This window comes from Methanofollis ethanolicus, assembly GCF_001571385.1.
Lineage (GTDB): Archaea > Halobacteriota > Methanomicrobia > Methanomicrobiales > Methanofollaceae > Methanofollis > Methanofollis ethanolicus.
Genome location: NZ_BCNW01000001.1, coordinates 1,786,737 through 1,811,023, shown reverse-complemented (window position 1 = coordinate 1,811,023; position 24,287 = coordinate 1,786,737). Strand labels below are relative to the sequence as shown.

The 24,287-nt window shown below is 61.5% G+C and carries 22 protein-coding genes; 11 read left to right on the top strand and 11 right to left on the bottom strand.

The window, feature by feature from the left end; translation table 11 throughout:
• Genes MEFOE_RS08880 through MEFOE_RS08870 form a run of 3 tightly spaced genes read left to right on the top strand, consistent with a single transcriptional unit; the run spans position 1 to position 2,148 of the window.
• Positions 1–621 (top strand): chemotaxis protein CheC, encoded by a 621-nt coding sequence (locus MEFOE_RS08880; protein WP_067051243.1) that lies wholly within the window; start codon positions 1–3, stop codon positions 619–621.
• A gap of 10 nt (positions 622–631) precedes the next feature.
• Positions 632–1,123: a chemotaxis protein CheD gene (locus MEFOE_RS08875; protein ID WP_067051240.1), complete on the top strand. Its 492-nt coding sequence runs from the start codon at positions 632–634 to the stop codon at positions 1,121–1,123.
• Between the two features lie 26 nt (positions 1,124–1,149).
• Positions 1,150–2,148 carry a ligand-binding sensor domain-containing protein gene (locus MEFOE_RS08870; RefSeq protein WP_153015923.1) on the top strand — a complete coding sequence of 333 codons (999 nt, stop codon included), beginning with the start codon at positions 1,150–1,152 and terminating at the stop codon, positions 2,146–2,148.
• A gap of 1,316 nt (positions 2,149–3,464) precedes the next feature.
• Here MEFOE_RS08870 and MEFOE_RS08860 read toward each other — a convergent pair.
• Entirely contained in the window at positions 3,465–4,643 is a 1,179-nt protein-coding gene (locus MEFOE_RS08860; protein ID WP_067051231.1) for a hypothetical protein, read from the bottom strand.
• Positions 4,644–4,719: 76 nt separating this feature from the next.
• Positions 4,720–5,319 (bottom strand): hypothetical protein, encoded by a 600-nt coding sequence (locus MEFOE_RS08855; RefSeq protein WP_067051228.1) that lies wholly within the window; start codon positions 5,317–5,319, stop codon positions 4,720–4,722.
• On the opposite strand from MEFOE_RS08855, the gene MEFOE_RS14485 reads away from it, so the two are divergent.
• Together MEFOE_RS14485 and MEFOE_RS08845 are read left to right on the top strand one after the other, a co-directional pair.
• On the top strand, positions 5,313–5,711 hold the full coding sequence (locus MEFOE_RS14485; RefSeq protein WP_235809597.1) for a hypothetical protein: 399 nt from the start codon (positions 5,313–5,315) through the stop codon (positions 5,709–5,711). The two genes, MEFOE_RS08855 and MEFOE_RS14485, sit on opposite strands and share 7 nt — an antisense overlap.
• 106 nt (positions 5,712–5,817) lie before the next feature.
• Positions 5,818–6,318 (top strand): hypothetical protein, encoded by a 501-nt coding sequence (locus MEFOE_RS08845; RefSeq protein WP_067051225.1) that lies wholly within the window; start codon positions 5,818–5,820, stop codon positions 6,316–6,318.
• Here MEFOE_RS08845 and MEFOE_RS08840 read toward each other — a convergent pair.
• The 4 genes from MEFOE_RS08840 to MEFOE_RS08825 all read right to left on the bottom strand — a co-directional run bounded on the left by MEFOE_RS08840 (position 6,303) and on the right by MEFOE_RS08825 (position 14,132).
• Positions 6,303–7,091 carry a CheR family methyltransferase gene (locus MEFOE_RS08840; RefSeq protein WP_067051222.1) on the bottom strand — a complete coding sequence of 263 codons (789 nt, stop codon included), beginning with the start codon at positions 7,089–7,091 and terminating at the stop codon, positions 6,303–6,305. The two genes, MEFOE_RS08845 and MEFOE_RS08840, sit on opposite strands and share 16 nt — an antisense overlap.
• 1 nt (position 7,092) lies before the next feature.
• Entirely contained in the window at positions 7,093–9,489 is a 2,397-nt protein-coding gene (locus MEFOE_RS08835; protein ID WP_083523403.1) for a methyl-accepting chemotaxis protein, read from the bottom strand.
• Between the two features lie 18 nt (positions 9,490–9,507).
• Complete coding sequence (locus MEFOE_RS08830) at positions 9,508–10,350, bottom strand: ParA family protein (RefSeq protein WP_328585450.1); 843 nt, start codon at positions 10,348–10,350, stop codon at positions 9,508–9,510.
• Positions 10,351–10,460: 110 nt separating this feature from the next.
• Positions 10,461–14,132 (bottom strand): bifunctional RecB family nuclease/DEAD/DEAH box helicase, encoded by a 3,672-nt coding sequence (locus tag MEFOE_RS08825; RefSeq protein WP_067051216.1) that lies wholly within the window; start codon positions 14,130–14,132, stop codon positions 10,461–10,463.
• A gap of 99 nt (positions 14,133–14,231) precedes the next feature.
• Between MEFOE_RS08825 and MEFOE_RS08820 the strand changes: the two genes are divergently transcribed.
• From MEFOE_RS08820 to MEFOE_RS08800, 5 genes are all read left to right on the top strand, one after another.
• Positions 14,232–14,750, top strand: coding sequence for a YeeE/YedE thiosulfate transporter family protein (locus MEFOE_RS08820; RefSeq protein WP_067051213.1), 519 nt, complete (start codon positions 14,232–14,234; stop codon positions 14,748–14,750).
• A 5-nt stretch (positions 14,751–14,755) separates the two neighbouring features.
• Complete coding sequence (locus MEFOE_RS08815) at positions 14,756–15,313, top strand: YeeE/YedE thiosulfate transporter family protein (RefSeq protein WP_067051210.1); 558 nt, start codon at positions 14,756–14,758, stop codon at positions 15,311–15,313.
• Positions 15,314–15,470: 157 nt separating this feature from the next.
• Positions 15,471–16,709 carry a hypothetical protein gene (locus tag MEFOE_RS08810; protein ID WP_067051207.1) on the top strand — a complete coding sequence of 413 codons (1,239 nt, stop codon included), beginning with the start codon at positions 15,471–15,473 and terminating at the stop codon, positions 16,707–16,709.
• A gap of 19 nt (positions 16,710–16,728) precedes the next feature.
• Positions 16,729–17,685 (top strand): hypothetical protein, encoded by a 957-nt coding sequence (locus MEFOE_RS08805; protein ID WP_067051203.1) that lies wholly within the window; start codon positions 16,729–16,731, stop codon positions 17,683–17,685.
• Positions 17,686–17,722: 37 nt separating this feature from the next.
• Positions 17,723–18,466, top strand: a complete 744-nt coding sequence (locus MEFOE_RS08800) for a class I SAM-dependent methyltransferase (protein ID WP_067051200.1) — start codon at positions 17,723–17,725, stop codon at positions 18,464–18,466.
• A gap of 71 nt (positions 18,467–18,537) precedes the next feature.
• Here MEFOE_RS08800 and MEFOE_RS08795 read toward each other — a convergent pair whose 3' ends face one another.
• The 3 genes from MEFOE_RS08795 to MEFOE_RS08785 form a co-directional block, all read right to left on the bottom strand.
• Positions 18,538–20,298, bottom strand: coding sequence for an ABC transporter ATP-binding protein (locus tag MEFOE_RS08795; protein ID WP_067051198.1), 1,761 nt, complete (start codon positions 20,296–20,298; stop codon positions 18,538–18,540).
• A 529-nt stretch (positions 20,299–20,827) separates the two neighbouring features.
• Positions 20,828–21,136, bottom strand: a complete 309-nt coding sequence (locus MEFOE_RS08790) for a Fic family protein (protein WP_067051196.1) — start codon at positions 21,134–21,136, stop codon at positions 20,828–20,830.
• A 267-nt stretch (positions 21,137–21,403) separates the two neighbouring features.
• Positions 21,404–22,330: a hypothetical protein gene (locus MEFOE_RS08785; protein WP_067051193.1), complete on the bottom strand. Its 927-nt coding sequence runs from the start codon at positions 22,328–22,330 to the stop codon at positions 21,404–21,406.
• 166 nt (positions 22,331–22,496) lie between these two features.
• Between MEFOE_RS08785 and MEFOE_RS08780 the strand changes: the two genes are divergently transcribed.
• Complete coding sequence (locus MEFOE_RS08780; protein ID WP_067051190.1) at positions 22,497–23,384, top strand: hypothetical protein; 888 nt, start codon at positions 22,497–22,499, stop codon at positions 23,382–23,384.
• 10 nt (positions 23,385–23,394) lie between these two features.
• Here MEFOE_RS08780 and MEFOE_RS08775 read toward each other — a convergent pair whose 3' ends face one another.
• Both MEFOE_RS08775 and MEFOE_RS08770 read right to left on the bottom strand, forming a co-directional pair.
• Entirely contained in the window at positions 23,395–23,625 is a 231-nt protein-coding gene (locus MEFOE_RS08775) for a GIY-YIG nuclease family protein (protein WP_153015921.1), read from the bottom strand.
• On the bottom strand, positions 23,622–24,269 hold the full coding sequence (locus MEFOE_RS08770; protein ID WP_067051179.1) for a hypothetical protein: 648 nt from the start codon (positions 24,267–24,269) through the stop codon (positions 23,622–23,624). The genes MEFOE_RS08775 and MEFOE_RS08770 overlap by 4 nt, the downstream gene beginning before the upstream one ends.
• Positions 24,270–24,287 lie beyond the last annotated feature (18 nt).

Here is a 24,287-nt window from a genome sequence, read left to right as displayed (position 1 = left end):
ATGCAATTAACAGCGTTACAGACGGATGCACTGGGAGAACTCGGAAACATTGGCGCTGCCCATGCCGCGACCACCCTTTCCCAGATGCTCATGAGCCAGATCGAGATGGATGTACCGGCGGTCTCCATCATCGACATCTCAAAGTTCTACTCGGTTATCGATGACGAATGTGCTGCGCTTGTTGTCTTCCAGATTACCGGCGAAGCCCATGGACAGGGGTATGTCGTTCTCTATATGCCGCAGAAGTCGGCGGTATGCCTGACCAATACGATGCTTGGCATGAACGACATGGATCGGGAGATCAATGACATGGACCAGAGCGCTCTGATCGAGGTGGGGAACATCATGGTTTCGGCGTTCCTGGATGCGACCGCCGAACTGCTCGGCATCGTTATGTTGCCGTCTCCGCCGTCTCTCTGCGTGGATATGGCTCATGCAGGCATTCAGTCGATCCTTGCGGATGTTGCACAGGATACGGACGAAGTGGTCATCTTCAGGACGAACCTTCATAACGGCCAGAACGAGATCGAAGGGACGCTCCTCCTCTTCCCTGACCTGACATTGCTCAAAAACCTTGTCACCCTCCTTGAATCTCTGACTTCGCCAGCTCAGTCTTCCTGAGAGGATTTTGATGGTCGAATTTCAGCCTATCGGTGTGAATGCGCGGGTTATCGGGATTGGGGAGTACTGTGTGGGCAGCGGGCCGATGACCACCATCGGTCTCGGCTCATGCATCGCCCTGATCCTCCACAATGAGCGTCTTTCTATCGGCGGCATGGCGCATGTCATGTTGCCTGAAAGCAAAGGCCACAGGGATCGGCCGGGAAAGTTTGCGGATACGGCTGTTGCCGTCCTTCTCGAAGGAATGGATGCACAGGGATCGAGGAACGGGTCGCTCACGGCAAAACTGGTGGGCGGAGCCAATATGTTCGGGTTCAATGACAATAACCTGAACATCGGCGATCGGAATATCAAGGCTGTCCATATGTCCCTGCAGGAACACCGTATCCCGGTCATCTCCGAGGATGTCGGCGGGAAGGTGGGGCGGTCGGTGCTGTATTTCCCGCAGAACCACGGAAAGATCACGGTCAGAAAGGCGAGCGGGACATGCACCGAGATGTAATTCCCCTCCTGTTTTTTCTTCTTCTCGTGGCACCTGTGTCTGCCGATCTGGTGATCTTCCCGCCCTCATCGTCGACCTATTCGACATATCTGGTGAATGATTATACCAACGGTCCGGAGGGTGAGGTGGTCTTCGCCACGTCCTCGGGCCTGACGTCGTATAATGGCAACTGGACCACCTATCACTATCCTCCTGCGTACAGGAAAGACGCGCTCATCTCCGATTTTATTCTCTCGGTCGCCTACGGGCCTGACGGGATGCTCTGGATAGGGACTCCTGCGGGACTGCAGCGGATGAATGGTCAGGCCTTTGAGGTGGTAGCCGGCCAGGAGCAACTCAAGAACCCTATCGTGATCGGTCTCCAGCGCTGGGACGACGCCCTCTGGATAGAGACGCACAATGCCGGGATGCACAGGCTGGAAAATGGGTCATGGACCTGGTTCAAGCCTTTCCATGGCGGCCCGGGGAGTTATGCCCTAGACGACCTCGTCCTTGACCCTGCCGACGGGGTGCTGTACTGCGTTTCCCATGTGGATGGCGTCTTTGCGGTCGGGGAGAACTGGAGTGCCGGGTTTTATCCGGTCCTTGCCGGTGACCGCCAGGTGACCGGGTTTACGGATGCGGTCACAGATCCCTTCGGCGGGATCTACCTCTTCAACAGGAGTTGTGTCGCCCACCTGGGCGGCGACGGTCTGGAGACGACGATCCGTGCGCCGGGCGACCTTGGCGTCAGTGAGATCAACGACGTCTGCCCCGCCCCAGACGGTTCTCTCTGGGTGGCGACCGACCACGGGCTATTCCAGTGGAAGGACGGCGTCGTCCTCGACCACGTCTACCGGGCCCACGGCATCTGGTCGAACGTCATAAAGACTGTTTTTGTGGACTGCACCGGCAGGTGCTGGTTCTCGACGCCGACGGCGATAGGGTATTATTATCCTGACGATGCCGCCACAGACCGCATCAGATTTTTCTTTGATGGGCCGAGAAAACTTCTGTTTTCGGGGGAGACCTCTCCGGTCTCCTGAATGTGAGCATATTCCGATACTCTCGTTCACTCCCCCACCTCTTCATGCAGGGATCGGGAGAAAAGATCCTGATCGGGTCGATATCTTCCCGAATTCCATGACGACGAATCGTGCGAAACCACTGCCTTCCCCCACCACTCCACCGGGGGACTGACGCCCCCGGACCCCCGAAACAGGATAGGGTCGGGGAAGAGAGATCCTGATGAAGGAGATTGCCCTCCGCCCCCTATCGCAATGATGGGGGGTAGGGGGGAGGGAGCGATAGCGACCGTGAGAAAATCTCTGATTTTCGGGCTCTGTAGAATCGGGCATGAACCCCAGGCTCAAGCATACGGGATGAAAATTGTTCTTTGGGATCTGCTGGTCAACGTGCCTTCCTCTACGCTCGCGCCGGGGGACGCCTCGAAGACCTTCGGTCTTCTCCTTGCCCCCGGACCCCCGCAGTGCGATAGGGCCGGGAAGGCAGAAGGCGGAGATTCCATCTCTGAAAGGGGATGCTCGATGAGAGTCAGAGCCCCGTGCGAACCCGGGGAGTCGTTCCCCGGGATCATTTTCATGGTAAACCCTCCTACTTCGGCCGATGTAACTCCGATCCTATGAAGAGGTACACAGATCCACTGCCTTCCCCACGATCTAGCCGGGGGACTTTTGCCCCCGGACCCCCGCGCGAGGATTGGACCTCAAAGGGGGAAACCTGCATTTTGAAGAGGGGACTGCCCTCCACCCCCTATCCTCGTGGCAGGGGGACCGGGGGCGGCAGCCCCCGGACCAGGCACATCTGAATAGAATTTTTCTCCCTATCGCTTCAGGAAGTACTTTCCCATGATGGTTTCTACAGAGCCGATTTTCGAGTGAAACCCCCCGGACAAGACGCCTGAACTGGATTTTTCAGAACTGAATGTGCGTCCTTTCATCGGCGTGCATGAAGGTTCGGATCAGTTCTGGGATGAACTCTGTGTCAGAATCGGATCGGGAAGGTAGAATAGAGATCCTGACACGGGGGTTTGTCATCCCCACCCCTGGTGGCACGTCAAGAACAAAATCTCGCCACCCGAATGTACCCGGAAGATAGAGATCTCTGGCTGTGGAAAATTATTCTGTACTCCCTCGCGAAAAAAGCGCCGGAGACGACACCCCCCTTCTTCACGTTCTCTCCTCTGTCTTTCCGGCCCCATCGTAATCACAGGGATGCCGGGGAGCGATGAAGATGACCGGGGAGTGGCGATGGATCAGTGTTCCTGCCTGCTCTTCTGGTGTGAGGAGGGTGGTCAAGGGTGCCTGAAGATCCGACATGTGAGGGATGACGTGCCCCTGACTTACCGTGTCTTCAGGGTCTGTCTGCAATAGGCGTCTATGGAATCTATCAGTGCTTTTTTTGCTTTTTTAACCTGCTTATCGTCTTTTGAGAAGAGTTCGTGCGCCAGATAATTTATGAGGGTCAGGTAATAGTCCATCGAGGGATATTTTTTCTTCATGTCCCTGATCTGGATATATGACTCGGCCTCGCGTTCTGAGAGGAGGGAATAGACAATGTCAAGGAGGCCGATAATATAGGGTGGCATACGCTTCTCTATCGCCTGTTTCCTGAATGTCTGGTACCCTGACCGCGTGGTGGTCCGCAGGGAGAGGAGCATCCCGAAGTAGAGGGGTTCGACGCTCGCCGGGAACTGCTGGATCATCTGCTTCACGACACCGGCGGCCCTCCCCCCGTCGCCCTCTTCGATGGCAGAGTAAAAAGCCTCCTGGAGGAACTCTCTGTCATCAAAAAAACGTGTCTGCGCGATTCTCAGAAACTGCTCTTTCATTTCGTGGTTCCGGTCTCGTTTTGCTTTTTGAAGACCGATCTTGATGAAGGCCCGCTCGCCCGGGAACCAGTCGATGGCACAGGAGATCATCAACCAGAACGTGCGCACAAGCCACGGGCTGTTTTTGAAAGGTATGTTTGAATCTGCATCTGTGTGGGTGCGGGTGATCTCGATCATCTGTTCCCGCGCCCGCAGTTCCATCTCCCCGGGTGCACGGGGAATATTTTTGAATCCTGCGACTTCTTTGAGGGACAGGGCATAATAACAGAACGCAAGGGAGGTGTGGACCAGAATGTCCTGGGAGCGGTACTTTCTCAGGTACGGGATGGCATGCTCGAAGTCCCCTGACTTCATCAGTTTCAGGCCTGCGATGATTTCCAGGCCTGCGCGGGGATTTTTCCCTTTTTTCAGTCTGGTGGCACTCTCGATCACTCGTTCGATCCGTCCCTCGTTCGATGCGCGGCCCGGGGTGTCAAGGATCTTGAAACAGATCGAGTCGATGAAGGCGTTGTACCTCTCGTCGTCAAGATCGGGGAAAGAAGATTCCAGTGCAGAAACAGCATACCCATAAAAAACAGGGAGTTTATCGTCGATTTTGGAGATATTCTTCTCGATATATCCGAAAAAATCCAGTCTGAGCATCTCGATCTTCTCGTACTGGATTGCATCAGAGAGTATCTCGCCGCGCATACTAGATGATGCGGATATGTCGTATTAAATTTTAAGAAATGAATTTTTTTGTCCCTGAAAGGGACCTGTCGTCTGTTCAGAGATACCGGGTCTTTGTTTCAAGAGTGATCCTGAAGGGATCTGAATTTTGTGTTTTGATGATCAGGTAAAATGGCTTCCCTGAGACCTCGATATTTTTGATGACCGTGCCCTGCCCTTTGACCTCTGCCCCGTCGACGATCTTATTCTCCTTTGCGTCGACGAGCAGCACGCTGATGCCGGCGGACTCGGGCCTGCTACCCCCCTCGAGGGTGCAGTTGATCCTCCAGAGCGGATAGGGCACGGTGAAAGTGTCGGTGGCGCCGCCCCGCGACTCCTCCAGATATGCGAAGGTGCTGATATTGGACTCCTGCCAGGAAGGATCGGATGCTCCGAGATGGCCCGGACTGTCCTCGGGAATCAGATGGATCTGGTATTGCAGGGCAGGATTTTTAACATATGCCAGTCTCTGGACCTCGACAGAGGGTGCAGGGGTCTGCGGTATCTGCAGGGTCGGGGTGGGCGTCATGACCGCCAGACCCGGGGTCGTCTCCTCTGGTGCCGCAGGGAGGGAAAACCAGCCCGGATGAGTGATACAGGCAAGGAGGATGACAATCCCCACGCCTGCCGCGACACTCAGAAGATCTCCTGATGCCATACATCATAGATCGGCATTTGAGAGAGAAAAATATTCCCCTATTTCTCGCAAATGATTTTGATTATATACTTTATTCCCGTATTGTCTCCATGACCAGAATTGACAAAATCGAAATCTATATACAAAATAACTGTTCTTTATTCTTTATGGAAATCCCCGATCTCAGGACCTGGATCTTTTTGTACCTGATCTCGTCTGTAGCTCTCCTGTGGGCTGCATTCCTCTCTGCACAGGGGGTCCTGCTGGGGATGAGTGTCATCCTTGTCCTTGTCGTCATTGGCACGAATTTTTTCGTTGTTTTTGCAGAGATCCGGAGGGCTGCAACACGCAAGGAGATGATGCAAAGACTCTCAAAGGTTGAGGTCTCATCTCATGATGAGAATGATGGCTGAAGATCAGGGCTCTCCCGACTCTCCTTTTCAGAGGGATTTTTACCGCCAGTGTAAAGCATTACATGAGATCCTTTCAACGATATCCGGACGTGCAGAACTCCTGAAATTGATTCGGGCCGAGGACGAACTCCCACTCTCTGTCCGCGATCTCTCCATGAAGGCCCTGGTCATCAGGAAAGGGAAGGACGAAGCCCATTTTTACGATATGCTCCTGAATTTTCTGAATGTTGCCATGCTTGTCCAGGAGTCGCACCGGGTCGATATCGAGTGCGAGTACCTGCTTCAGCACACCATCGAGACCTCAGAGTGCCGTCTGGTCATTGACGGCAAATGCGTCGACGTCCCTCTTTCCATCGGGTCTCTCCTCTCCGACCATATCCTCAGCAGCGGTGGAGGCGACCCGGTTGCATCCCTGACCGCGTATTATCTTGAAGCGGAGAAGCACTATGACACTGTCTTTGTCGGCGAACTCGATCACTGCTCGCTCAGGATCGTAAAAGAGGTCTACCCGGGCAAGTCCTACACTGTTTTCTTCAGACTGCCGGCCCGCGTCCTGATCGACCAGCACATCCTCCCAAAAAATAGTGGTGGTCAGGCCTTGACATAGATCTTCTGGAGGGAGTCGAACGGCGTGAAGAGGTGTTCGACGTCCCGGCCGAGATACTCAGTCTTGCCCATCACATAATATCCGCCCTGCCCGAGGGAACCGTGGAAGAGGAGGGCGAGGTCGGTCTTCTGTTGTTCGTTGAAGTAGATGGTCACGTTCCTGCAGGAGACGAGGTCCAGGAAGCGTGCGGCCGGGGCGCCCGACATCAGGTCATGGTTTGAAAACCTGACAAGGGCCTTCACCTCTGGCTTCACCTCGTATTTCCCGTCTTCCCTGTGGGTGAAGTGCCGCTTTATCTGCGACTCTGTCATGTTCTTCAGGGACCGTCCCTCGTATATGCCCTGTTTTGCTTTTTCCAGCACGATTTTGTCGATATCCGTGGCGATGATCGTGCAGTCGATCTCATGAGTGAGGGTGAGGTCCCGCACAAGCATCGCATAGGTGTAGGCCTCCTCCCCTGTCGAGCACCCGGCGCACCAGACCCTGATCCGGGTTTTTTTCTTCAGGAGTTCGGGGAGCACCTTCTGCCCGACGGCCGTGAAGACCTCTGTGTCACGGAAGAACTCGGTGACGTTGATGGTGAGGGCGTTTCTCAGGTCCTCCTTTTCTCCTTCGTGTGAGATCAGGTAGCGGTGGTACTCGTCGAAGGTCTCGTTCCCCGAGATCCGCATCCGCGAGAGCACTCTCCTCTTGATGTAGTCTTCCTTGTACTGCGATGTCCGTATGCCGACGATACGTTCGATGGTCCTGTTGAGTGAGGCAAAGTCGTCCATATTAGTTGATCGTAAAGTGGTCCATTTTCTTCTTCAGGTCCGAGGAGAGGCCGGTGAGTGCCTGGGCGGCGCTCCCGACCTCCTGCGTGGAGGCGCTGACCTCCTCTGCAAGGGCGGCCATGTCTTCCACCCGGCTAAGGTTTTCTTTGGTGTTTTCCGAGGCCCTGACGATCATCTCCATGACGGTGTTTGTCGCCTGTGCCTGGGCGTCGGTGGCCCTGGTGATCTCGGTGACCGTCCGCGCGGCGGCATCGATCTCGGCACCGATCTTTGCCAGGGCCGCGATCGCCGCGTTGACGCTCTCGATGCCGTCCTGGATCTCCTTATGTGAAGAGCGCATGGACGCCGCGGTCTTCTCGCTGTCTTTCTGGATCGAGGCGATCAGGTCTTCGATATGCTCGCTTGCATGCTTCGAGTCCCCGGCAAGGTTCCGGATCTCGCCCGCGACAACGGAGAATCCTCTCCCGTGTTCGCCGGCTCTGGCGGCCTCGATGGCGGCGTTGAGGGCGAGGAGGTTGGTCTGGTTGGAGATCTCGTTGATCAACTTGATGATCTTTGTGATCTCATGCATCTTGGTGTTGAGGTCGTTGATCTCGCTGACGCTCTGCTCAGAGATGGCACTGGCAACCTCCATCTTCTTGCACGCGACTTTTCCGATCTCCGCACCTTCGCGGCCTGCCTCTGAGGAAGCAACGGCCTGGTTCATCACTTCCTGCGTTGTCCCGGCGATCTCCTCGATGGAGGCCGACAGGTCGGTGACCTGCTGCCTGATCTCTTCGATCTCCTGGAGGAGCGACCGTGTCGATTCCGAGGACTGCTGGGTGGCGAGGGCGACCTGTTCGGTGGCCTTCCCGATGTCGGCGGCCCCGCGGCTCGTGTCCCTGGAGGTCGACGCCACGATGGCAACGGCGCTGTTGACGTCGCCGAGGATCTCCCTGAACTTTGCAAGAGATCTGTTGTAGTCCTCTTTCACTCTGGCGAGGAGGTCGCCGTCGCCGATCGCGGCTTCCTGCGAGATGTCGCCCCGCGCGACCTTCTCCATAACCTCGCCCAACTCTCTGGCATTCTTCTCGAACTGTTCTGCCCGTTCTTCGGCTTCGGCCATCAGCGCCTTGATCGTTTCCTCCTCTTTGTGGCGCTCGGTGATGTCGTTGTAGACGACGATCAGGTCGGTCAGGTTGCCGTTGCCGCCATAGATCGGGATGCCGTACTGTTCGAGGATGTGCACGCCCGAGGGGAGTTCGACGGTGACTTCACCGTAACACCGCTTTTTCTTTTGAATTGCCCCCTTCAGGCCCTCTCCTTTCTGGTCGAGGATCCGGAACGAGCGAGCGCTCATGCCGATCAGGGTGTCCTTCCTGATCCCTGCCATCGAGGCATATGCCTCGTTTGCAGCGACGACGTCGAATTTCGGGTTGAGGAGAAGGATGGGCATGGGGTTCTCGTCCACGATGGTCTGGGAACGGATCTGGAGGTCCTTGATCTTCGCCATCTCTTCCTTCAGGTTTGCCTCGGCGTTTTTCGTCTCGGTCATGTCGTAGAAGACGAAGAGGGCCTTCTCGGTCCGTCCTGTTTTCCCGGCGATGGGAATGCCGTACTCCTCCACGGTCTTTTTCGCCTCGCCGACCGTGACTTCGAGCATGGAGCGGGTCTTTTTTCCGCGGTAGAAGACGGCGTCGTTATCCTCGCCGGAGAGGCGCTTGATCGCGATCTTTCTCCCTGTCCCCCTGAGGAGGTGGTCGCGGGTGTCGCCCATCAGGGTGCAGTAGGCGTCATTGAGGTCGAGGGCCCTGAGGTCGCGGTCGACGAGGACCATCGGCATCGGGTTCTCGCCGAAGATGACCTTCATCCCGGCCTCAAGGGCATTTTTGCCGTCGAGGATCTCGGCATGTTCTTTTCTGATCGTCTCGATCCTTTCCTCGCGCTCCTTTCCAGCCTTCTCGATCTCTTCCTCGACCTCGTGGAGACGTGCGATCGCCGCTTCGCGCTCCTCTCTCACCTTTTTGATCTCTGCCTCATGCTCCTTCCGGGCCTTTTCTGTCTCTTCCTCGACCGTGTGGAGACGTGCGATCGCCGCTTCGTGCTCCTTCCGGGCCCTCTCGATCTCGGCCTCGCTCTCCTTCCGGGCCCTCTCGATCTCGGCCTCGCTATCGTGTATGTGTGCGATCGCCTCTTCGACGGCCGTCCCGAGTTCAGAGAGGGACTCGGGGACCTCTTTCCCCTGGAGGGAGGCCGACGGGTCTCCGGCCAGTGCACTGTTCAGCGCATCGAGGATGGGGCGGATACTCTCACCAATCTGTTGCCCTGTCTCCTCGATCTGGTCGTTGTCTGTGCCGAGTATCGCCGCCGGAGCGGCAAACAATGCCATTCTTCCTGGTTTACCTGAGATCATCTTCATCACCTTTGAGACAGCCCCTCAGTTCCAGCCTTCGACAAAGGCCGCGATATTCCGGTACACGCGCCCCGCGGGGCAGGCAGGAGCGTAGTGGGAGATGGGGACACCTTCTTTCTGGGCCATCGGGATTTCGGGAGAGTACGGCACTTTCTCGACCCGCAGGAAAGTCTTTGCGACCTCGGCCTCGATCCCGCCATCTTCATCGGCCGGGAACAGGCGGTGAAAGAACGAAGAAAAAAATCCTTTCCGTGGAGCAGACTCTCTGCTTCCCGGGCCGATGATCGCGATCTCCGGGCGGACAGTCCCGCCTGCACAGGTCTGGATGTCCTGGAATATCGTCTTCATGGTACTGACACCCCCGAGAGAGAAGACCCCCGGGTCCAGCGTGACGATCGCGTGGTCCGCCGCGACAAGGCTGTTGATGACGAGCTGGCCCATGCTCGGCGGGGTGTCGATGAGGACCATATCGTACAGGTCTGCGATCTCGTCGAGTGCGTCTTTCAGGACAGACGCCCGGTCATCGATGGTATAGAGGTAGGGTTCCGCGCCGACGAGGTCGAGGGACGAGGGGAGGAGGTCGATGCCCGACGCTGTCTGGACGATGACCTCCGCGGGCGAGACGTCGGGATAGTCGTCGAACCGCCTCATGAAAAGATCGTAGACGGTCTTTTCAGTCGATCCCGGGACGATGCCGAGGCCCGAGGTTGCATTCGCCTGCGGGTCGCAGTCGACGACAAGCACACTCCGGCCCGATGTCTGGAGATACCCGGCTATATTGAGGCATGACGTCGTCTTGCCGGTGCCTCCCTTATGATGGGCAAATGCGATGCGCGAGATCCTTTCACCTCTTATGAGAATTCTCAATCCTCATATATATGTCTGTATATTGTATGAGCCTTGATCCTAGATATTTTTTCAATTAATTGTGGACACCTGTGTGGAAATATCTATTTCTCTCCTCAGATCGGGATTGTTCATACCCTGAACGCCGACACCTTCCCGCAGCCGGGAAGAGAAAATACCCTTGTCTCTCCCTCTCTCCGGCAGAACGCAACCAACTTCAGCATGTAGTCCAGTCCTTCGGCCGTCTCAGGGTCCTGGAAGAGGTCGAACGATGGTTCCAGGAGAGGGCGCGGGAGGAAGACGATGCACTTCGCCTGTGCCCTGGTGACCGATACGTTGAGGCGGTTCCTGCTGTAGATGAACGCGGCCTCGGCGAGGGCGGTCTCGGGGTCGCTCACCCCATATGATACGACCACCGCCTCGCACTGCTGCCCCTGCATCTTGTCCACGGTGTCCACAAAGGGTTCTGACTTCCAGCCCCGTCTCTCTGCAAGGGCTTTTTTGATCGCCGCGATCTGGGCGTGGTGCGGGCTGACGACGAACAAACCCCTGCTCCAGAAGGCGGCGTCGCCGGCCTTCGTGTCGGGGTAGACCTCCTCAGACCCCGGCTGGAGGAGAGACGACCGCAGGGCGGCGGTCAGGTCTGCCACCAGAGCGGCCTCGGCGGTGTTCTCCACGGTGGCCCGCACCTCTTCGAGCACGACGACGGCGAGGGGGTGGGCCGGGTCGAGCGCCCAGGCGACGAAGGGGCCATCGTCCGCCGGCGCACGCATGATCTGCCTGGCCGCTATCTCTGCCGTCGCTGGCGTGTATCCCGGACCATAGATGGTTTCGGCGGGGAAGCGGGAGAGCGTGCTGTTCATGCGCCAGTTCTCCAGGAGTTGCGCGGTGTATCTCCTCCCGGTGTCCCGCCGCCTCAGCCATGCGAAGACCGAGTCCTGATACTCCGATTTTTCGTGGTCGGCGCCCGCCGCCTTCACGATGGGCGGCAACTGGCAGTCGTCGCCCGCGAGCACGAGTCTCCCGCCTTCCCTGATCAGGGGGAGGAGGAGGGCGAGTTCGCCGAATGTCATCTGCGATGCCTCGTCGATGATCAGGAGGTCGAACGCGGGGAGGAGGTCGCGGTGTTTCTGGAAACTCTTCGCCGTCCCGCCGAGGACGAAGCCGTCGGGGACACGGGTCATGGCGGTGAGGACGTCGCGGGTGAGCGCGAGGAGGCCGCGCCCCTTCGGGCTTGTCGTCTTCTCGAGTTTGTTCACCGAGAGCCGCAGGGTGATGTCCCCGGTGACGGCGTTCTGGATCTCGAAGAGGAGGTTCTCGATCGCTGCGTGGGTGAGAGCGCTCACTGCGATGCGGAGGGGCCGGGTGCGTGCCCGCGCGGTTGTCTGGATTGTCTCTGCCAGGAAATGGGTCTTCCCGGTGCCCGGCGGCCCCCAGACCAGGGTCAGGCGGTTTTCCATGATCTGCGCGAAGGCCGCCCTCTGGCTCGGGGTGAGACCTTCGAGGGCCGCGGGGTCGGGTGTGCAGAGGGGCGCCATGGGGACGGCGAAGCGGCGTGGGTCCCTGATGAGGGCGAGGAGGTCGTTGGTGTCCGAGGCGTCGTAGTCCTCGAGTTCGGAGAGGATGGCCGACGAGGTGAAGTCTGTCGCCCGCGGGAAGAGGAGGGCGCGGTCGCCTGCCGAGAAGGTCCCCTGACCGCGTGCCGACCTGATGGCGAGGGTGAGGCCGGTCACCCGGCCCCGTCTCTCCTCTGTCTCGACGATCCCGGCGAAGCGAACATCGCCGCCCGGCGGCACGGTGGTGGCGAGGTAAGGCGTGTCGTCGAAGGCCCGCGCCGCCTCCACCCCCTCCGCGGTGTCGGGGACGAGGAGGTAGCTGGGCATGCCGCCTGTGTCGGGAAGAGTGGCGGCGTCGAGGGAGGAGAGGACGTTCCACCCGCTCCCGTCGCGGCACTCTATCCTGATGCAGAGGCCGAGGTTTTCCGCCTCCTTCAGGGGGAGAGAGCGGACCCGCCGTGCCTCGGCGGCGTCGAGGGCCGTCTCCTCCCTGATGACGGCGGCGAGGTCGGCGAGTTCCGGGTGCCTGAAGGTTGTTGGCGCCGGGAAGGAGAAGTGCTCGGCCCAGCGGTGGGGGGTGGTGCGGTCCCGCACCGCGTCGAGGAGGTCGCCTTCGGCCCGCAGGCGCCGTCTGACCTCGCCCTCGATCCACGATGTCGCCTCGGCCTTCCCCTCGTACCACGCCATATAGACGGCGTCGCTCTTCATGAGGTTCCCCGTCTCCGGCCAGAAGAGGGAGGAGGGCCTGAAGGAGGCCGGGTGGTCGGGGCCGAGGAGTGCGGCGAGGGCGTCGGGGAGGCGGCCGGCGACCGGGACCGGGAGGGCGAAGCACTCGGCGAGGACGCGGGAGAGGACGACGACCGGGTACCTGACGAAGGCCGCCTCCCCCTCGCCAGCATAGCAGGCGAGGAGGCGGGCGGCGTCGGGGCCGTCGCACCCCTTCAGGGCCTCCAGGAGGAGGCGCCGCTCGCTGTCGTCGAGGACATAGGTCTGGAGGGACTTCTGTTCGCGGAAGGGTTTCCCCACGTTGAACCGTGCGACCTCCTCCAGTTCGGTGGCGAGGGCGCGGACGAACTCCTGCACGACCGTTGCACACTCGTCTCCGGTGCGGGCGACGGCGGTCCACTCCCGATACGGCGTCCCGTACACCGCCGTCCCCTTGAAGCGCCTGAAGCCCGCCGCATAGACCCTCTTCCCGGCAGGTTCGCGGGCGAGGGTGAGGACGAGGCCCACCCCTTCGGGCCGCGGCAGGGAGGACGAGGTGCCGCCGAGTTGGATGACTTTCCCGTCCCTGAGGGCGCCGACCTGTGCCCTGAGGCGTTCACCCTTCCCCCGCAGGGACCCGCAGGTCCGGACCACGTCGTCGGCGTCGGGCGAGGTGAGGAAGCGGTCGAGGTCGTCGAGGGTCTCGACCCCCGCCCTCTCGTGGAGGAAGCGGCGTCCCGCGGGTGTCAGGCCGGGGAGGAGGGAGACGGAGTTTTTTTCCTCCACCTCCTTCCGGCAGGAGGCGAAGAAGGGGCACATCTCGCATGCCGGCCTCAGGTGCCAGGGGAGGTCGGCGTGGGGGACAGTGAGGATGGGCCCGAGGTCGCGGGCGAGGAAGGTGGCGAGGACGTCCGTGTCCATCCCGATATCAAGCATCTCGGGCGCATCCGCGTCCTGGAGCCAGATGCCTGCCGCCGCCCCGTCGGCCGCCCTCTCGATGGCGTGCTCCGCGAGGACGCTCTCCAGGATGAGGCTGTACAGGGCGACCTGGATGCGGTGGGAGGTCTTCACCCGGTCTGTCGCCTTCAGGTCGATGACCCTGAGGAGGGGGCGGTCCTCCCCGTCCACGCACCAGAGAAGGTCGGGGCGGCACTCGTTGAAGGTGCAGACCGCGGGGTCGAGGCCGTACCTCGCGTAGAACCTCTTCGGGACGATCAGGGTGGACTGGTAGACCCCTGTCCCTGGCCTCACCGCGGCGAGGATTTTTTTGCTCTCGTCCGCGGAGAACCGGCGTTCATGGATGACCGCTCCCCCTTCGGCGACGAGCACCTTGCCCGGTATCCGCCTGCCGACGACCTCGTCCTCCCAGGCAAAGCCCTTCGTGGTGAGAATGCGGGAGGTGATGCTCTTATCCTCGACGGCGTCGGGGACGCCGTCCGCCCGCCTCCGCGCCGGCGGCGTCGCGCTGTACCGCAGGAACCTCGGACAGTCATGGAAAAAATACCGGGCGATGAGGGAGGGGCTCAGGTTGACGGGGGCCATTGCCTGTACTCTGTGCCTGCCAGATACATAGGTTGAGCGGGCGGGTGACGAAGGTGAGGCGGCATCTCTATCTGGAGGGACGGCATCGTCGGGGATGCTATGGTCGACTATCTTATGGCAGCCCAGTGGTCCCCGTACCTCGCGGGGATCGGCGTGGGCGTGATGGCCGTGCTCTCTTTTCTCCTGGCGAACAGGCCTCTCGGGTGTTCGACGGCCTTCGCCAAGACGAGCGGCATGGTCGAGATGGCGGTGCGGGGCGAGGCGGTGAAGGAGCACCCGTACTACAGGAAGTTCGTCCCGGCCGTCGACGGCACCTGGATGGTCATCCCGGGCATCGTCATCGGGGCGTTCATCGCGGCGACGCTCTCCGGGAGCTTCACCCTCTCCTGGGTGCCGCCGCTCTGGGCGGAGACCTTCGGCGACGATCCCCTCGTCCGCCTCGGTGTCGCCCTCATCGGGGGTTTTCTCCTGGGCTTCGGCTCACGCTGGGCCGGGGGGTGCACGAGCGGCCACGGGATCAGCGGCTCGATCCAGCTCTCGGTGAACAGCATGCTCGCGGCGGCCTTCTTCTTCATCGGCGGCATCGCGGTGGCGATGGTCATCTACGGGGTCGGGTGAGGGGGATGCTCAAAGACCTGCACGCAAACACGAAGGCCCAGGTCGTGATCGGCCTTCTCATCGGTATCGGTTTCGGCTTTTTCCTCCAGAAGGGGGGCGTCACCAGTTATGACGTCATCATGGGCCAGCTCCTCCTCCGGGACTTCACGGTGGTGAAGCTGATGCTCTCGGCGGTGATCGTCGGGATGATCGGCTTCTACCTCCTCAAGGGGAGGGAGATGGTGCGTATCCACTGCAAGAACGTGACCCTCGGGACGGTGGGGATCGGCGGCCTCATCTTCGGCGCCGGTTTCGCGGTCCTCGGCTGGTGTCCGGGGACGGTCGCGGGTGCGGTCGGGGCGGGCGCTCTCGACGCCCTCTTCGGCGGCATGGTCGGGATGGTCGTCGGCGCCGGCGTCTTCGCCCGCCTGTACCCCCGCCTGGTCGGCGGCATCCTGGGGAGGGGCGAGTACGAGATCCTGACGGTCCCGGAGTATCTCCATGTGAACGCCTGGGTGGTGGTCGTCCCCTTCGTGCTGGTGATGATCGGCATCCTCTGGGGGCTCGAGGTGCTCGGGCTGTGATGGCCCTCCCGGAGATCGGCCCGGTAAAAACCGATCATATTTTTCAAATAACTTTATAATTACAAAATCAATATCGAACTCTTTTTATATCGTATTTTCCATTACTGGTACCTGTCCGGGCCGCTCTCCCCCCACCGGCCCTGACCGGAGCATACACATGAAAAGAGGCACGACCACCCGATCCGAAGACCAGACGCCGCGGCCGGCGGCGGCCATGGGACTGTTCCTTCTCTGTATGATCCTCATCTGGTTTGTCCCGGGTTTTTTCGAGCCCGGCCTGTTTATCTGCGGCTCCGACTCCCCCGACTCTTTTATGAAGCATGTCTGGTTCATTCCCGACGGGTCGGGCACGCCGGGATCCCCCTTCACCGTCCACACCCGTGCGGGCGACTTTCACCTGGACCCGGGGGATGTCGACGACGGCCCCTTCCTCTCTTTCTCCTCCCGGTCCGCGACCGCCCTCCATGCCGTGTGCACGCGGGGGCAGACAGGCGAGGAGTACGTCGTCGGCCAGTGGTGGTACACCGACGAAGAGGCCTTCAGGGACGAGAAGAAGGTGTTCTTCGAGTCGCTGGCCGCCCGCGGCGAGGTATCTCCTGTGACTCTCGACCTCGGCGACCATCTCCCGGCCGCCGCGGCGGAGCAGGTATGTCCGGCCTTGTTCTTCACGAACGAGACGGCGATGGGGTACGTTCTCACCTACGTGAGGCCGTTCGATAATGGAGATGATTTCTTCATCGTCTATTACGGGACCCAGGGGGACGTCGTCGGCCCCGACCCGGAGGGTGCGCTGGAGGCGCTGATCGCGGAACGCTTCTCCCCGTCCGCTGTCAGGCCGCCGGGAGAAGATCCCGAACCGGCGGTCAGGATGCCGGACATAGGCGTCCCCCCTATCGTCAGGTGCGCCGCCGCCCTCCTCTTCCTGGGCGTGAAGACTGAGGTGCAGGCCAGGCCGCGGCGTCTGTTGATCCTTTTCGCCCTCCTCGCCGCCCTCTATCTCGTCCCCGCCTCCCTGATGGGGGCGTCGACGCGTATGGACCTGCCGAATTTTATCTCCGGGTGGTCGTACTTCGACGCCCCTCCCCTCCTCGACGCCCTGCTGAGCCTTCTGACATTCCTTCCGGGACTCAGCCTCCTCTTCCTTGCGACGGTCGCACCGTTCCTCCTCCTCACGCGTCACCTCCCGCTGAGACGGCCCATCCCCGCCGTCCTTCTCTCAGGCACCCTCCTCTTCCCGTACCTCGTGGTGCTCGTCCTCTGGACGGACCCGCTCGACCTCTCCCTTCCCCCCTCACTCGCCCTCCCCGTCTCGACCCTCCGGGGCGTCTGCATCGCCGCTGCAGGAGCGGTGGCACTCTTCGCGGCATGGGCGGCGGTGGAGAGGGCCAGAACCTGAACCTTCACCTGGTGATATCATGAAAAAAGAACAGACACTCACGGCCCTCAAACGTCTCCTCCCCGCCTCGCTCCTTGCCGGGCTTCTTTGCGGCGGACTGCTCAAATTCCTGAGTTCGTATGCCGATACGTGGTGCTGGCATGGAATCATCTGTCTCAACCACGGCATTTTCGACACCGTCAGCACTCTCCATGCACTCGTGCTCAGCATCCTGGCCCTCTTCCTTAGTGGGATGCTCGCGGTCGCGCTGCAACGGGGCGAGGTCGAGAGCCAGGTGCAGGCCGCCTTTGCTGGCGGGGTTTCGGGGTGTATGGTCTGCCTTGTCATTATGGTCTATGCTCGGGTCTCAGATCTCCTCAGTCGCGGGAGCACCGATCTGGTTGAGGGCCTTATTTACGAGGTTTCCTTCATTCTTCGTCTGGCTCCCTCCGTCCTCCTCTGGGCCCTGATAATGGCGGTCCTTGCCGTCCTCGGCGCCCTCCTCCTCTTCTCCTCGCAGGAGAAGACGGCCACCCCCGGAGAGAATGCCCGGGCATCGCGGCTGGTCATCGGCTCGACAGCCTTCATCATCCTCGCCCTTATGGTCATCCCGCCGCTCGTCGCCCACCTGATGCTCGGTGCCGGGATGATCGGGGTGCACCCCTCGGCGGCGATAGGTATGACCGTCATCTCGGTCGAACGCACCGCCCCCGACGCCATCGTCCTCACCGCCCGGGACATACCCTCCGCTTCCGCTCTTGCGGACCCCCCCTTCTCGGTCTATCTGAACGGTGTCGTGGTCTCGAACGCCTCCGCCGCTGCCGCGAGCGGCCTTGACGTCTCGGTCGACCCTGCCGGCGGACTGCAGGCCGCCGAGGGGTCGCGGGCCGCCTGGAAGGGGACGGCGGTCATGAACAACGGCACGCCGGTGAGCGTCGCCGTCGCGGTCCACGGGATCGACGGTTCGAAACAGTTCGTCCTGGACATTCTGGTCTGACCACAAACAGTTTGAATGAGGGGGTTTCACCTCCTCTATGGACATTTCCCTTATCTGTCGCCTCTTCGAGACCCTCCCCAGGCAGGGGCCGGGCAACGACGAGAGCACGGCCCGCGCCTTCCGCATGATCACAGACCTCCCCGAAAGGCCCGAGGTCCTGGATATCGGGTGCGGGGCCGGGACGCAGACCCTCGCCCTGGCGCGACTCTGCCCGGGGGCGAGGATCACGGCGGTCGACATCCACCCGCCTGTCCTCGCCACCCTGGAGGAGAGGGCGAAAGAGGCAGGGGTCGCCGACCGCATCAGGACGGTCCGGGCCTCGATGGACGACCTGCCCTTCGAAAAAAATTCCTTCGACCTCATCTGGGCCGAGGGCTCGATCTTCATCATGGGCTTTGAGAAGGGGCTCCCGTACTGGAAAGAGTTCCTGAAGGACGGCGGATATATGGCCGTCTCCGATGCGGTCTGGTTCACCGCCGCGCCGTCGGCCGAGACGAAGGCCTTCTGGGAAGATGTCGACCCCTCGATAAAGACCGAGGAGGGGGTGGCGAGGATCATCGCCTCCTCTGGTCTCGACCTCCTCGGCTCCTTCCGCCTCCCTGAAGAGGCCTGGCTGGAGGAGTACTACCGCCCCCTGGAGGCGAGGCTCGAAGAGTTCTCTGCCGAGTACGCCGGCAACCCGGATGCGGACGAACTGGTCGGAAATCTCAAAAGGGAGATCGCGGTGTACCGGGCGCACGGCACGGAGTACGGGTATACCTTCTTCGTGATGCAGGGGTGAGGGAAGACCCCGAGACGATTTTTTTACCGTCAACTCCTGTTAAAGGGAAAAACGGAACAGCAAATTCTTTCTCACGCCGCCTCGCCGGCCGCGGCCCTCTCCACCAGGCGGCCGTCCTCGATCGCGTACACCCGGTCGGCGAGGGCGAGCAGGGATGTCCGGTGCGTGATCAGCACCACCGTCCTGCCCTCCGCCAGGTCGGCAAGGGACGCCTGCAGTCTCTCCTCGGTCAGGGCGTCGAGGGCAGAGGTCGGTTCGTCCAGGACCAGGATCGTGCTGTCCCGGAGGAACGCCCGCGCCACCGCGATCCTCTGCCTCTGCCCGGTCGAGAGCTGCATCCCCCTCTCCCCGACGACAGTCTCGTAGCCCTGCGGGAGTCCCAGGACCTCGTCGTGGACCTGCGCCTTCCGTGCGGCCGCAACGATGTCCTCTCTCCCGGCCTCGGGCCTCCCGTACCTGATATTCTCCTCGACAGAGGTGTGGAAGAGGAAGAGGTCCTGCGAGACGACGGAGACCTGGCCCCGCACCCAGCGGGGGTCGAGGTCTGCGAGGTCGCGGCTGTCCAGGGTGACCGTGCCGGCCGTCGGGGCATAATACGCCAGGACCAGGTTGATCAGGGTCGTCTTCCCGGCGCCGGTCCGCCCCACGAGAGCGACGACCTCGCCCGGCCCGACGGTGAAGCTGACGTCACGCAACACCTCCGTGCCGTCGGGGTACGAGAAGGAGACGCCCTCGAAGGCGATCCTCCCCTCGACGGCGTCGGGCACGAGTCCGCCCGCCTCCTCCTCGGTCCCGAAGATCTCGCGGAGCCTTTCTGCCGAGGTGACGACGGGCTGGAGGACGACCGGGAGGGAGAAGAACGTCCGTGCGGCCGCCGAGAAGGTCACGATATACGCGATATACGCCACAAAGCCGCCGATCGTCATCGCCCCTTCGATGACCTCCTGCCCGCCGACCCAGACGACGGCGAGGAGGAGGAGGAACTCGGTGCCGAGGAGGGACTGGCCGGAGAGGGAGGCGAGCATCGCGTTCCTGACCCGCATCCTGACCACGCCCCGCAGGGTCGCCACCACCCGCCCGACCTCCCTCTCCTCGGCGGCATGGGCCTTCACCGTCTCGATGCCCGCGAGCACCTCCTGCAGGTCCCGCGAGACATGGGCCTCCCTCTCCCTCTCCTGGTAGGTGACGGTGCGGATCCGACCCAGGAAGAGGAGGTTTGCGATGAGGAAGAGGGGCGTGAAGACGATGAGGAGGACGGTCAGCCTGGCGCTGAGGGCGTAGAGGATGACCACGGAGAAGGCGACGTAGAAGACGTTCGAGATGATCTGGGGGAGGAACTGGGAGAAGAGGTACTGCATGACCCCGACGTCGCCGGAGATGCGGGACATCAGGTATCCGGTCTGGCCGGATTTGAAGTAGGAGAGGGGGAAGCGGAGGACGTGGTCGAAGAGGTCGGCCTGGAGGCCGAAGGTGTACTCCTCCCTGAACCGCACCAGGAGATAGGTCTGGACGAGGCCGAGCACCCCGACGGCGGCGCCGAGGACGAGCATCGCCAGGAGGAGGGTCGGGAGGGAGAGGGGGACCGGGAACGCGGGTGGAGGGGCGCCGGCGCCCGGCACCAGGTAGTCCAGGAAGACCTTGCCGGAGAGGGGGATGACCGCCCGCAGGCCGACGAGGACGAGGGTGCCGAGGAGGCTTGCGGCCCCGAGTCTCCGGATGGGCTTTGCGTACCTGAGGAAGAAGCGGAGGTCGCGGTACCGAAACTCCGTCTTCTGCGGGGCGGCGAGGACCTCCCGCATAAAGGCGATGCCGCGGCCCAGGGTGTCTCTCATCTCTCCTCCTCTCCGGGGGGCGTGGATGTGCCCGTATGGGCCGTCCGCATATATAATTGTCAGGGGCGGGGGCAGACTGCCCGCACGGCGGCGGCGAGGTCGTCCCTGAATGCCTCCCACCCCTCCGCCGTCGCGAGGGGGTGGGCGAGGCTGACCGACCTGATGAGGAGGGTGACTTTCCGGCGTTAGAATTGAAGATATGACTAAATGGTTCTCATTTTCGTCGCGCAATCCCCCCAAAATCCCGCCCCTCCCCCTGACCCCAGGCCGGAGGGCGGTGAGGGGGCAGGGTGTTCCCTCCTCCGCGGGACCGACAGGCGCAGGAGGGCGATATAAGCAATGAATATTGTTCATTTTTGAGATCGGAGAGACGGGTTCGGCCTGTTCGGATGCCCGCCCTGCGTCCCTGGGAGATAAGGGATACAGCCGAAAAGGAGGCGGGATTGAACGTTTTTCGGGACGGAGGGGGTTGCCCTATCGGGGATGATCGCCCGGGGACGTTTCCCGGTTCGATCACCTGATGCCCTCCTCACTTTCCTGTGGCCACCACCGCCCTGCCCTTCGGCGTCATCCGGTATTTCCGTGTCTGGCCGGGTCCTGCCGGCATCGCAGGCTGCAGATAATCGTACAGGAATGTGGGGCGGTGACTCAGGCCAGGGCAGTACATGGCTTCTCGCCGTCCCCGCGGTCCTGCCTCCAGGCAGAGGAGAAACCGTCGTACCTGTTCGGTTACCTGTTCGGTTGCTCCCCTGGCGACGTCAACGGTCAGGGGCTCTGCCAGGTACATGGTGAAGCGGTCAAGGAGGAGTGTCGTCCAGTCCCCGGGTCTCAATGGCATCCCCGTCTCCAATCGTTCTCCCGTACAGGTGTTAAAATATCACACCATAGCCTGCCGATGTTGGATTCCAGGCAGAACTATTGTAGTCGATCCGCCAATCTTCGCTAATACTTCCGCCAATATTGAGATGATTTGATCAGACACACCAGGGAGTGCAGGGTTGCGACCTCCCTTTTCTTCTGCCGATCCCCCGCCTCTCATAAGGAAGTGATTACACCCTGGCATTTCATCACCCCTGAATCGCCAGGGGTTTTCTGTACCCACCGTCTATCGCGGGGTCGATCTCTCCGTCTCCACCACCGCCCTCTGCCCCTCGATCTCCACCCGTCCCTTCACGCAGTATGCGCCCATCTCGCACGCTTCCCTGAGCGGGCAGAGGCCGGTCCTCCTATCCCTTCTGCCGCAGCCTGACCGGGAGAGGTTCCAGAGGGGCTCGTCCACGTCGAGGGCGATCATCGGCCGCCCGCCGGCCGCGTGCCCCTTCACGCTCTCCGCCCACGCCTGCCTGATCGCCTCGAAGATATCCTCCAGCCTCCCCTCGTACGTGCCGCGGACGATGCCGAGGCAGAGGGAGGCGCGGGCGACGTGGATGTCGACCGGGATGGGGACGCTCTCCAGGTTCGTGAGGGCGGCGAGCCCCGCGTTGTCCCTGAGCATCCGCAGCCAGAGGGGCCCGATCTTCTTCCCCCGCAGGAAGGGGAAGTCCGGGGTCATGCGGCCGTCGGCGAGGTGCCGGTCATCTCTCAGCCGCCTGAGGACCGTCGGGCCGTCATAGCCGCAGTCGGCCAGGAAGTTCTGCGGGTCCCCGCCCCATTTCTTGGAGAGCGAGATGCCCACCGTGCGCCAGATGAAGGTGTCGTCATTGTGCTTCTTCGAGAGCCCGTGCTTCTTCAGGTCCGCGAAGACCTGTGCGTAGGATGCCTCGTGCACTGCCTCCGGGTCGAAGAGGTACCGCGTCGCCGGGTCCTCGTAGGTGCGCCGGGCGCTCTCCCAGAGTGCGTACGCGTCCCTCTGGTAGTCGAGGGAGACGGCGAGGGTGAGGAAGAGGAGGTGGTCACGCGATCCCGTCTCGACGCCGGCCGGCGGCCTGTCCTCCGGCATATCCACCCGGCCGAGAATGCCTGTCGTCCTGAACGCGTTGTAGAGGAGGGGGGCCACCTGCTTTCCTTTTTCGGTATCGACGAAGAGTGTCATATCTCTCGATCGCAACGGCGAGAGTTAACTCTTCCGAAAAAGAAGCACTTTTACTGAATTATTTGTGGCTCACATAAATAGTCGGCAGACTCTTTTTGCAATATCTAATCCTCTGCGGAACAATTCAGCAAAATATTAGGTCTTCGGACCCTTTTTCATACCTTTGATGACGACCGTCTCCTATGTCTACCCCAATGTGGCGAGCCTGAAGCAGAGGGGCGGCTTCGACGAGAGGTGGAGGCTGGCGCGGGAGCATGGCTGTGCGTACATCGAGGTCCCGGCCGACTTCATCAAGAACAGGACCGAGGTGCGGGCCACCGGCCTCGACCTCTGCGCCGTCCCTGACAGGGCCGCGATCGAGAAATTGTATGACGGCGATTCGGTGTTCCGGGACGAGGCGCACTCCATCCTCCACACCGAGCCCTCCCTCAGGCGCACCGACGGCTACGGGATCTCGGCCCAGGCCCCTCTCAAGTGGTATGATGCCGGGTGGCGGGAGAGGTTCGTCCAGATGGTCCTCGATGTCTCTGACGTCCTCGGCAGACCGGCAGACCTGATCGAGGTCCACCCCGGCGACCGCAGGAACACCACCCAGGACATCATCGGCTCTGTCGTCTCCCTCCTCGACGCCTATGAGGGGGCGTTCGGCATGCGGCCCGCGGTCATGCTGGAGAACAGGACAGGGCAGTGCATCCAGGAGGGGAGGGAGATCCGAAAACTTGCCGACGACGTGGCCGCGAGGGGCGACGACCTCCTTGCGTCCTTCGGCTGCGTGCTCGACGTCCAGCAGCTGCACACGGTGACGAAGGAGAGGTGCTTCGCCTCCTTCGACCTGGTCCCGCCGGCCTTCCTCCGGGGCTTCCATATCCACCGGAAGCACGGCACCCCGTCGGTCGGCGACCCGATCCCGTGGGAGAGGATCTGTGCAAAGATCGGGACGTTCGACCACCCGGTCATCATCAACCCCGAGGTCCACCATAAAAATAAGGTCGGGGAGACGATCGGGTTTTGTCGGGGGATGGTGGGGGGAGGGAAACCGTCGCCGCAGTGGTGAGCCATCCCCCTCACCGGTTGGCGAACTGGTACACCGGCGCCCGCTTCATCTCCCAATAGTACCCGGCGATGAGGTCGTTCTCCCACTCCTTCAACTGGTGAGGGAGGATAGCCGCAGGGCAGACAACATACGAATACGCCGCCTCGATCCCGCCCCAGTCCTTCTGTGCATGGGTGGACAGCCGTGCTTTCAGGTTCGCCGACTGCCCGATATAGACCACATCGTCAGCCCCCATGCTCATGATCCGGTACAGGCCCCCGGCCCGTGCGGAGCGTCGGGCGACCCCCCGTGTAAGGTACGGGGCTCGGTCCAGTGCAGTCCCATCCAGTCGGCCGAGCACGGCAAACCGGCAGAATGGAGGGGTGGCAGGCTCTGCCCCCCGGCAGGGTTGGTGCGGCCCTCGGGCAGACGCCCGCCCCTCTTCCGACTCGACAGGTCCTTCGACTTCAGGTAGTTCGGGTGGAACCGCCCGAAGTTGCAGAGCGTTGAAGACCCGTGTTCACAGCGGTACTGCCAGAGGAGATAACTCTCCACCGTCTCGCGGGTGCGGGCGTCCTCCGTCGCGGGGAGCGGGGCGCCCGCACACTCAAAGTCCATCCCGGTCGCATCCCGCCAGGCCCACAGGGAGGGGGCCGCGGTGTGCGGGTCGTTGTACGGCATCAATTCGGGTGTCTTCCGGTATTTCGAGAGTTCGGAGAGGCGCTGCCCGAGTGTCCGGCCGGTTTGGCCGATGTACATGAGGTAATCGCCGTCGACCGGCCTGACGCGGTACACGCCGGGTCCGGGCGGGAGGGCGGCCTTTCGATCGGAGAACTCGTCGAAGGGGACCCACGCCGACCACCGGAGGCCGCACCACGAGGAACTGAGATATGTGCTCTCGGTCATGGTGGGGGATGAGGTGTG

What these genes read in the sequence shown, in the direction of transcription:
- MEFOE_RS08840 (WP_067051222.1), bottom strand. Translation starts at nt 7,091, where the DNA reads ATGGACGACTTTGCCTCACTCAACAGGACCATCGAACGTATCGTCGGC.
- MEFOE_RS08825 (WP_067051216.1), bottom strand. Translation starts at nt 14,132, where the DNA reads ATGGCCCCCGTCAACCTGAGCCCCTCCCTCATCGCCCGGTATTTTTTC.
- MEFOE_RS08790 (WP_067051196.1), bottom strand. Translation starts at nt 21,136, where the DNA reads ATGCCATTGAGACCCGGGGACTGGACGACACTCCTCCTTGACCGCTTC.
- MEFOE_RS08880 (WP_067051243.1), top strand. Translation starts at nt 1, where the DNA reads ATGCAATTAACAGCGTTACAGACGGATGCACTGGGAGAACTCGGAAAC.
- MEFOE_RS08785 (WP_067051193.1), bottom strand. Translation starts at nt 22,330, where the DNA reads ATGACACTCTTCGTCGATACCGAAAAAGGAAAGCAGGTGGCCCCCCTC.
- MEFOE_RS08855 (WP_067051228.1), bottom strand. Translation starts at nt 5,319, where the DNA reads ATGGCATCAGGAGATCTTCTGAGTGTCGCGGCAGGCGTGGGGATTGTC.
- MEFOE_RS08875 (WP_067051240.1), top strand. Translation starts at nt 632, where the DNA reads ATGGTCGAATTTCAGCCTATCGGTGTGAATGCGCGGGTTATCGGGATT.
- MEFOE_RS08805 (WP_067051203.1), top strand. Translation starts at nt 16,729, where the DNA reads ATGAAAAAAGAACAGACACTCACGGCCCTCAAACGTCTCCTCCCCGCC.
- MEFOE_RS14485 (WP_235809597.1), top strand. Translation starts at nt 5,313, where the DNA reads ATGCCATACATCATAGATCGGCATTTGAGAGAGAAAAATATTCCCCTA.
- MEFOE_RS08775 (WP_153015921.1), bottom strand. Translation starts at nt 23,625, where the DNA reads ATGAGCATGGGGGCTGACGATGTGGTCTATATCGGGCAGTCGGCGAAC.
- MEFOE_RS08860 (WP_067051231.1), bottom strand. Translation starts at nt 4,643, where the DNA reads ATGCGCGGCGAGATACTCTCTGATGCAATCCAGTACGAGAAGATCGAG.
- MEFOE_RS08810 (WP_067051207.1), top strand. Translation starts at nt 15,471, where the DNA reads ATGAAAAGAGGCACGACCACCCGATCCGAAGACCAGACGCCGCGGCCG.
- MEFOE_RS08815 (WP_067051210.1), top strand. Translation starts at nt 14,756, where the DNA reads ATGCTCAAAGACCTGCACGCAAACACGAAGGCCCAGGTCGTGATCGGC.
- MEFOE_RS08780 (WP_067051190.1), top strand. Translation starts at nt 22,497, where the DNA reads ATGACGACCGTCTCCTATGTCTACCCCAATGTGGCGAGCCTGAAGCAG.
- MEFOE_RS08820 (WP_067051213.1), top strand. Translation starts at nt 14,232, where the DNA reads ATGGTCGACTATCTTATGGCAGCCCAGTGGTCCCCGTACCTCGCGGGG.
- MEFOE_RS08770 (WP_067051179.1), bottom strand. Translation starts at nt 24,269, where the DNA reads ATGACCGAGAGCACATATCTCAGTTCCTCGTGGTGCGGCCTCCGGTGG.
- MEFOE_RS08835 (WP_083523403.1), bottom strand. Translation starts at nt 9,489, where the DNA reads ATGAAGATGATCTCAGGTAAACCAGGAAGAATGGCATTGTTTGCCGCT.
- MEFOE_RS08795 (WP_067051198.1), bottom strand. Translation starts at nt 20,298, where the DNA reads ATGAGAGACACCCTGGGCCGCGGCATCGCCTTTATGCGGGAGGTCCTC.
- MEFOE_RS08800 (WP_067051200.1), top strand. Translation starts at nt 17,723, where the DNA reads ATGGACATTTCCCTTATCTGTCGCCTCTTCGAGACCCTCCCCAGGCAG.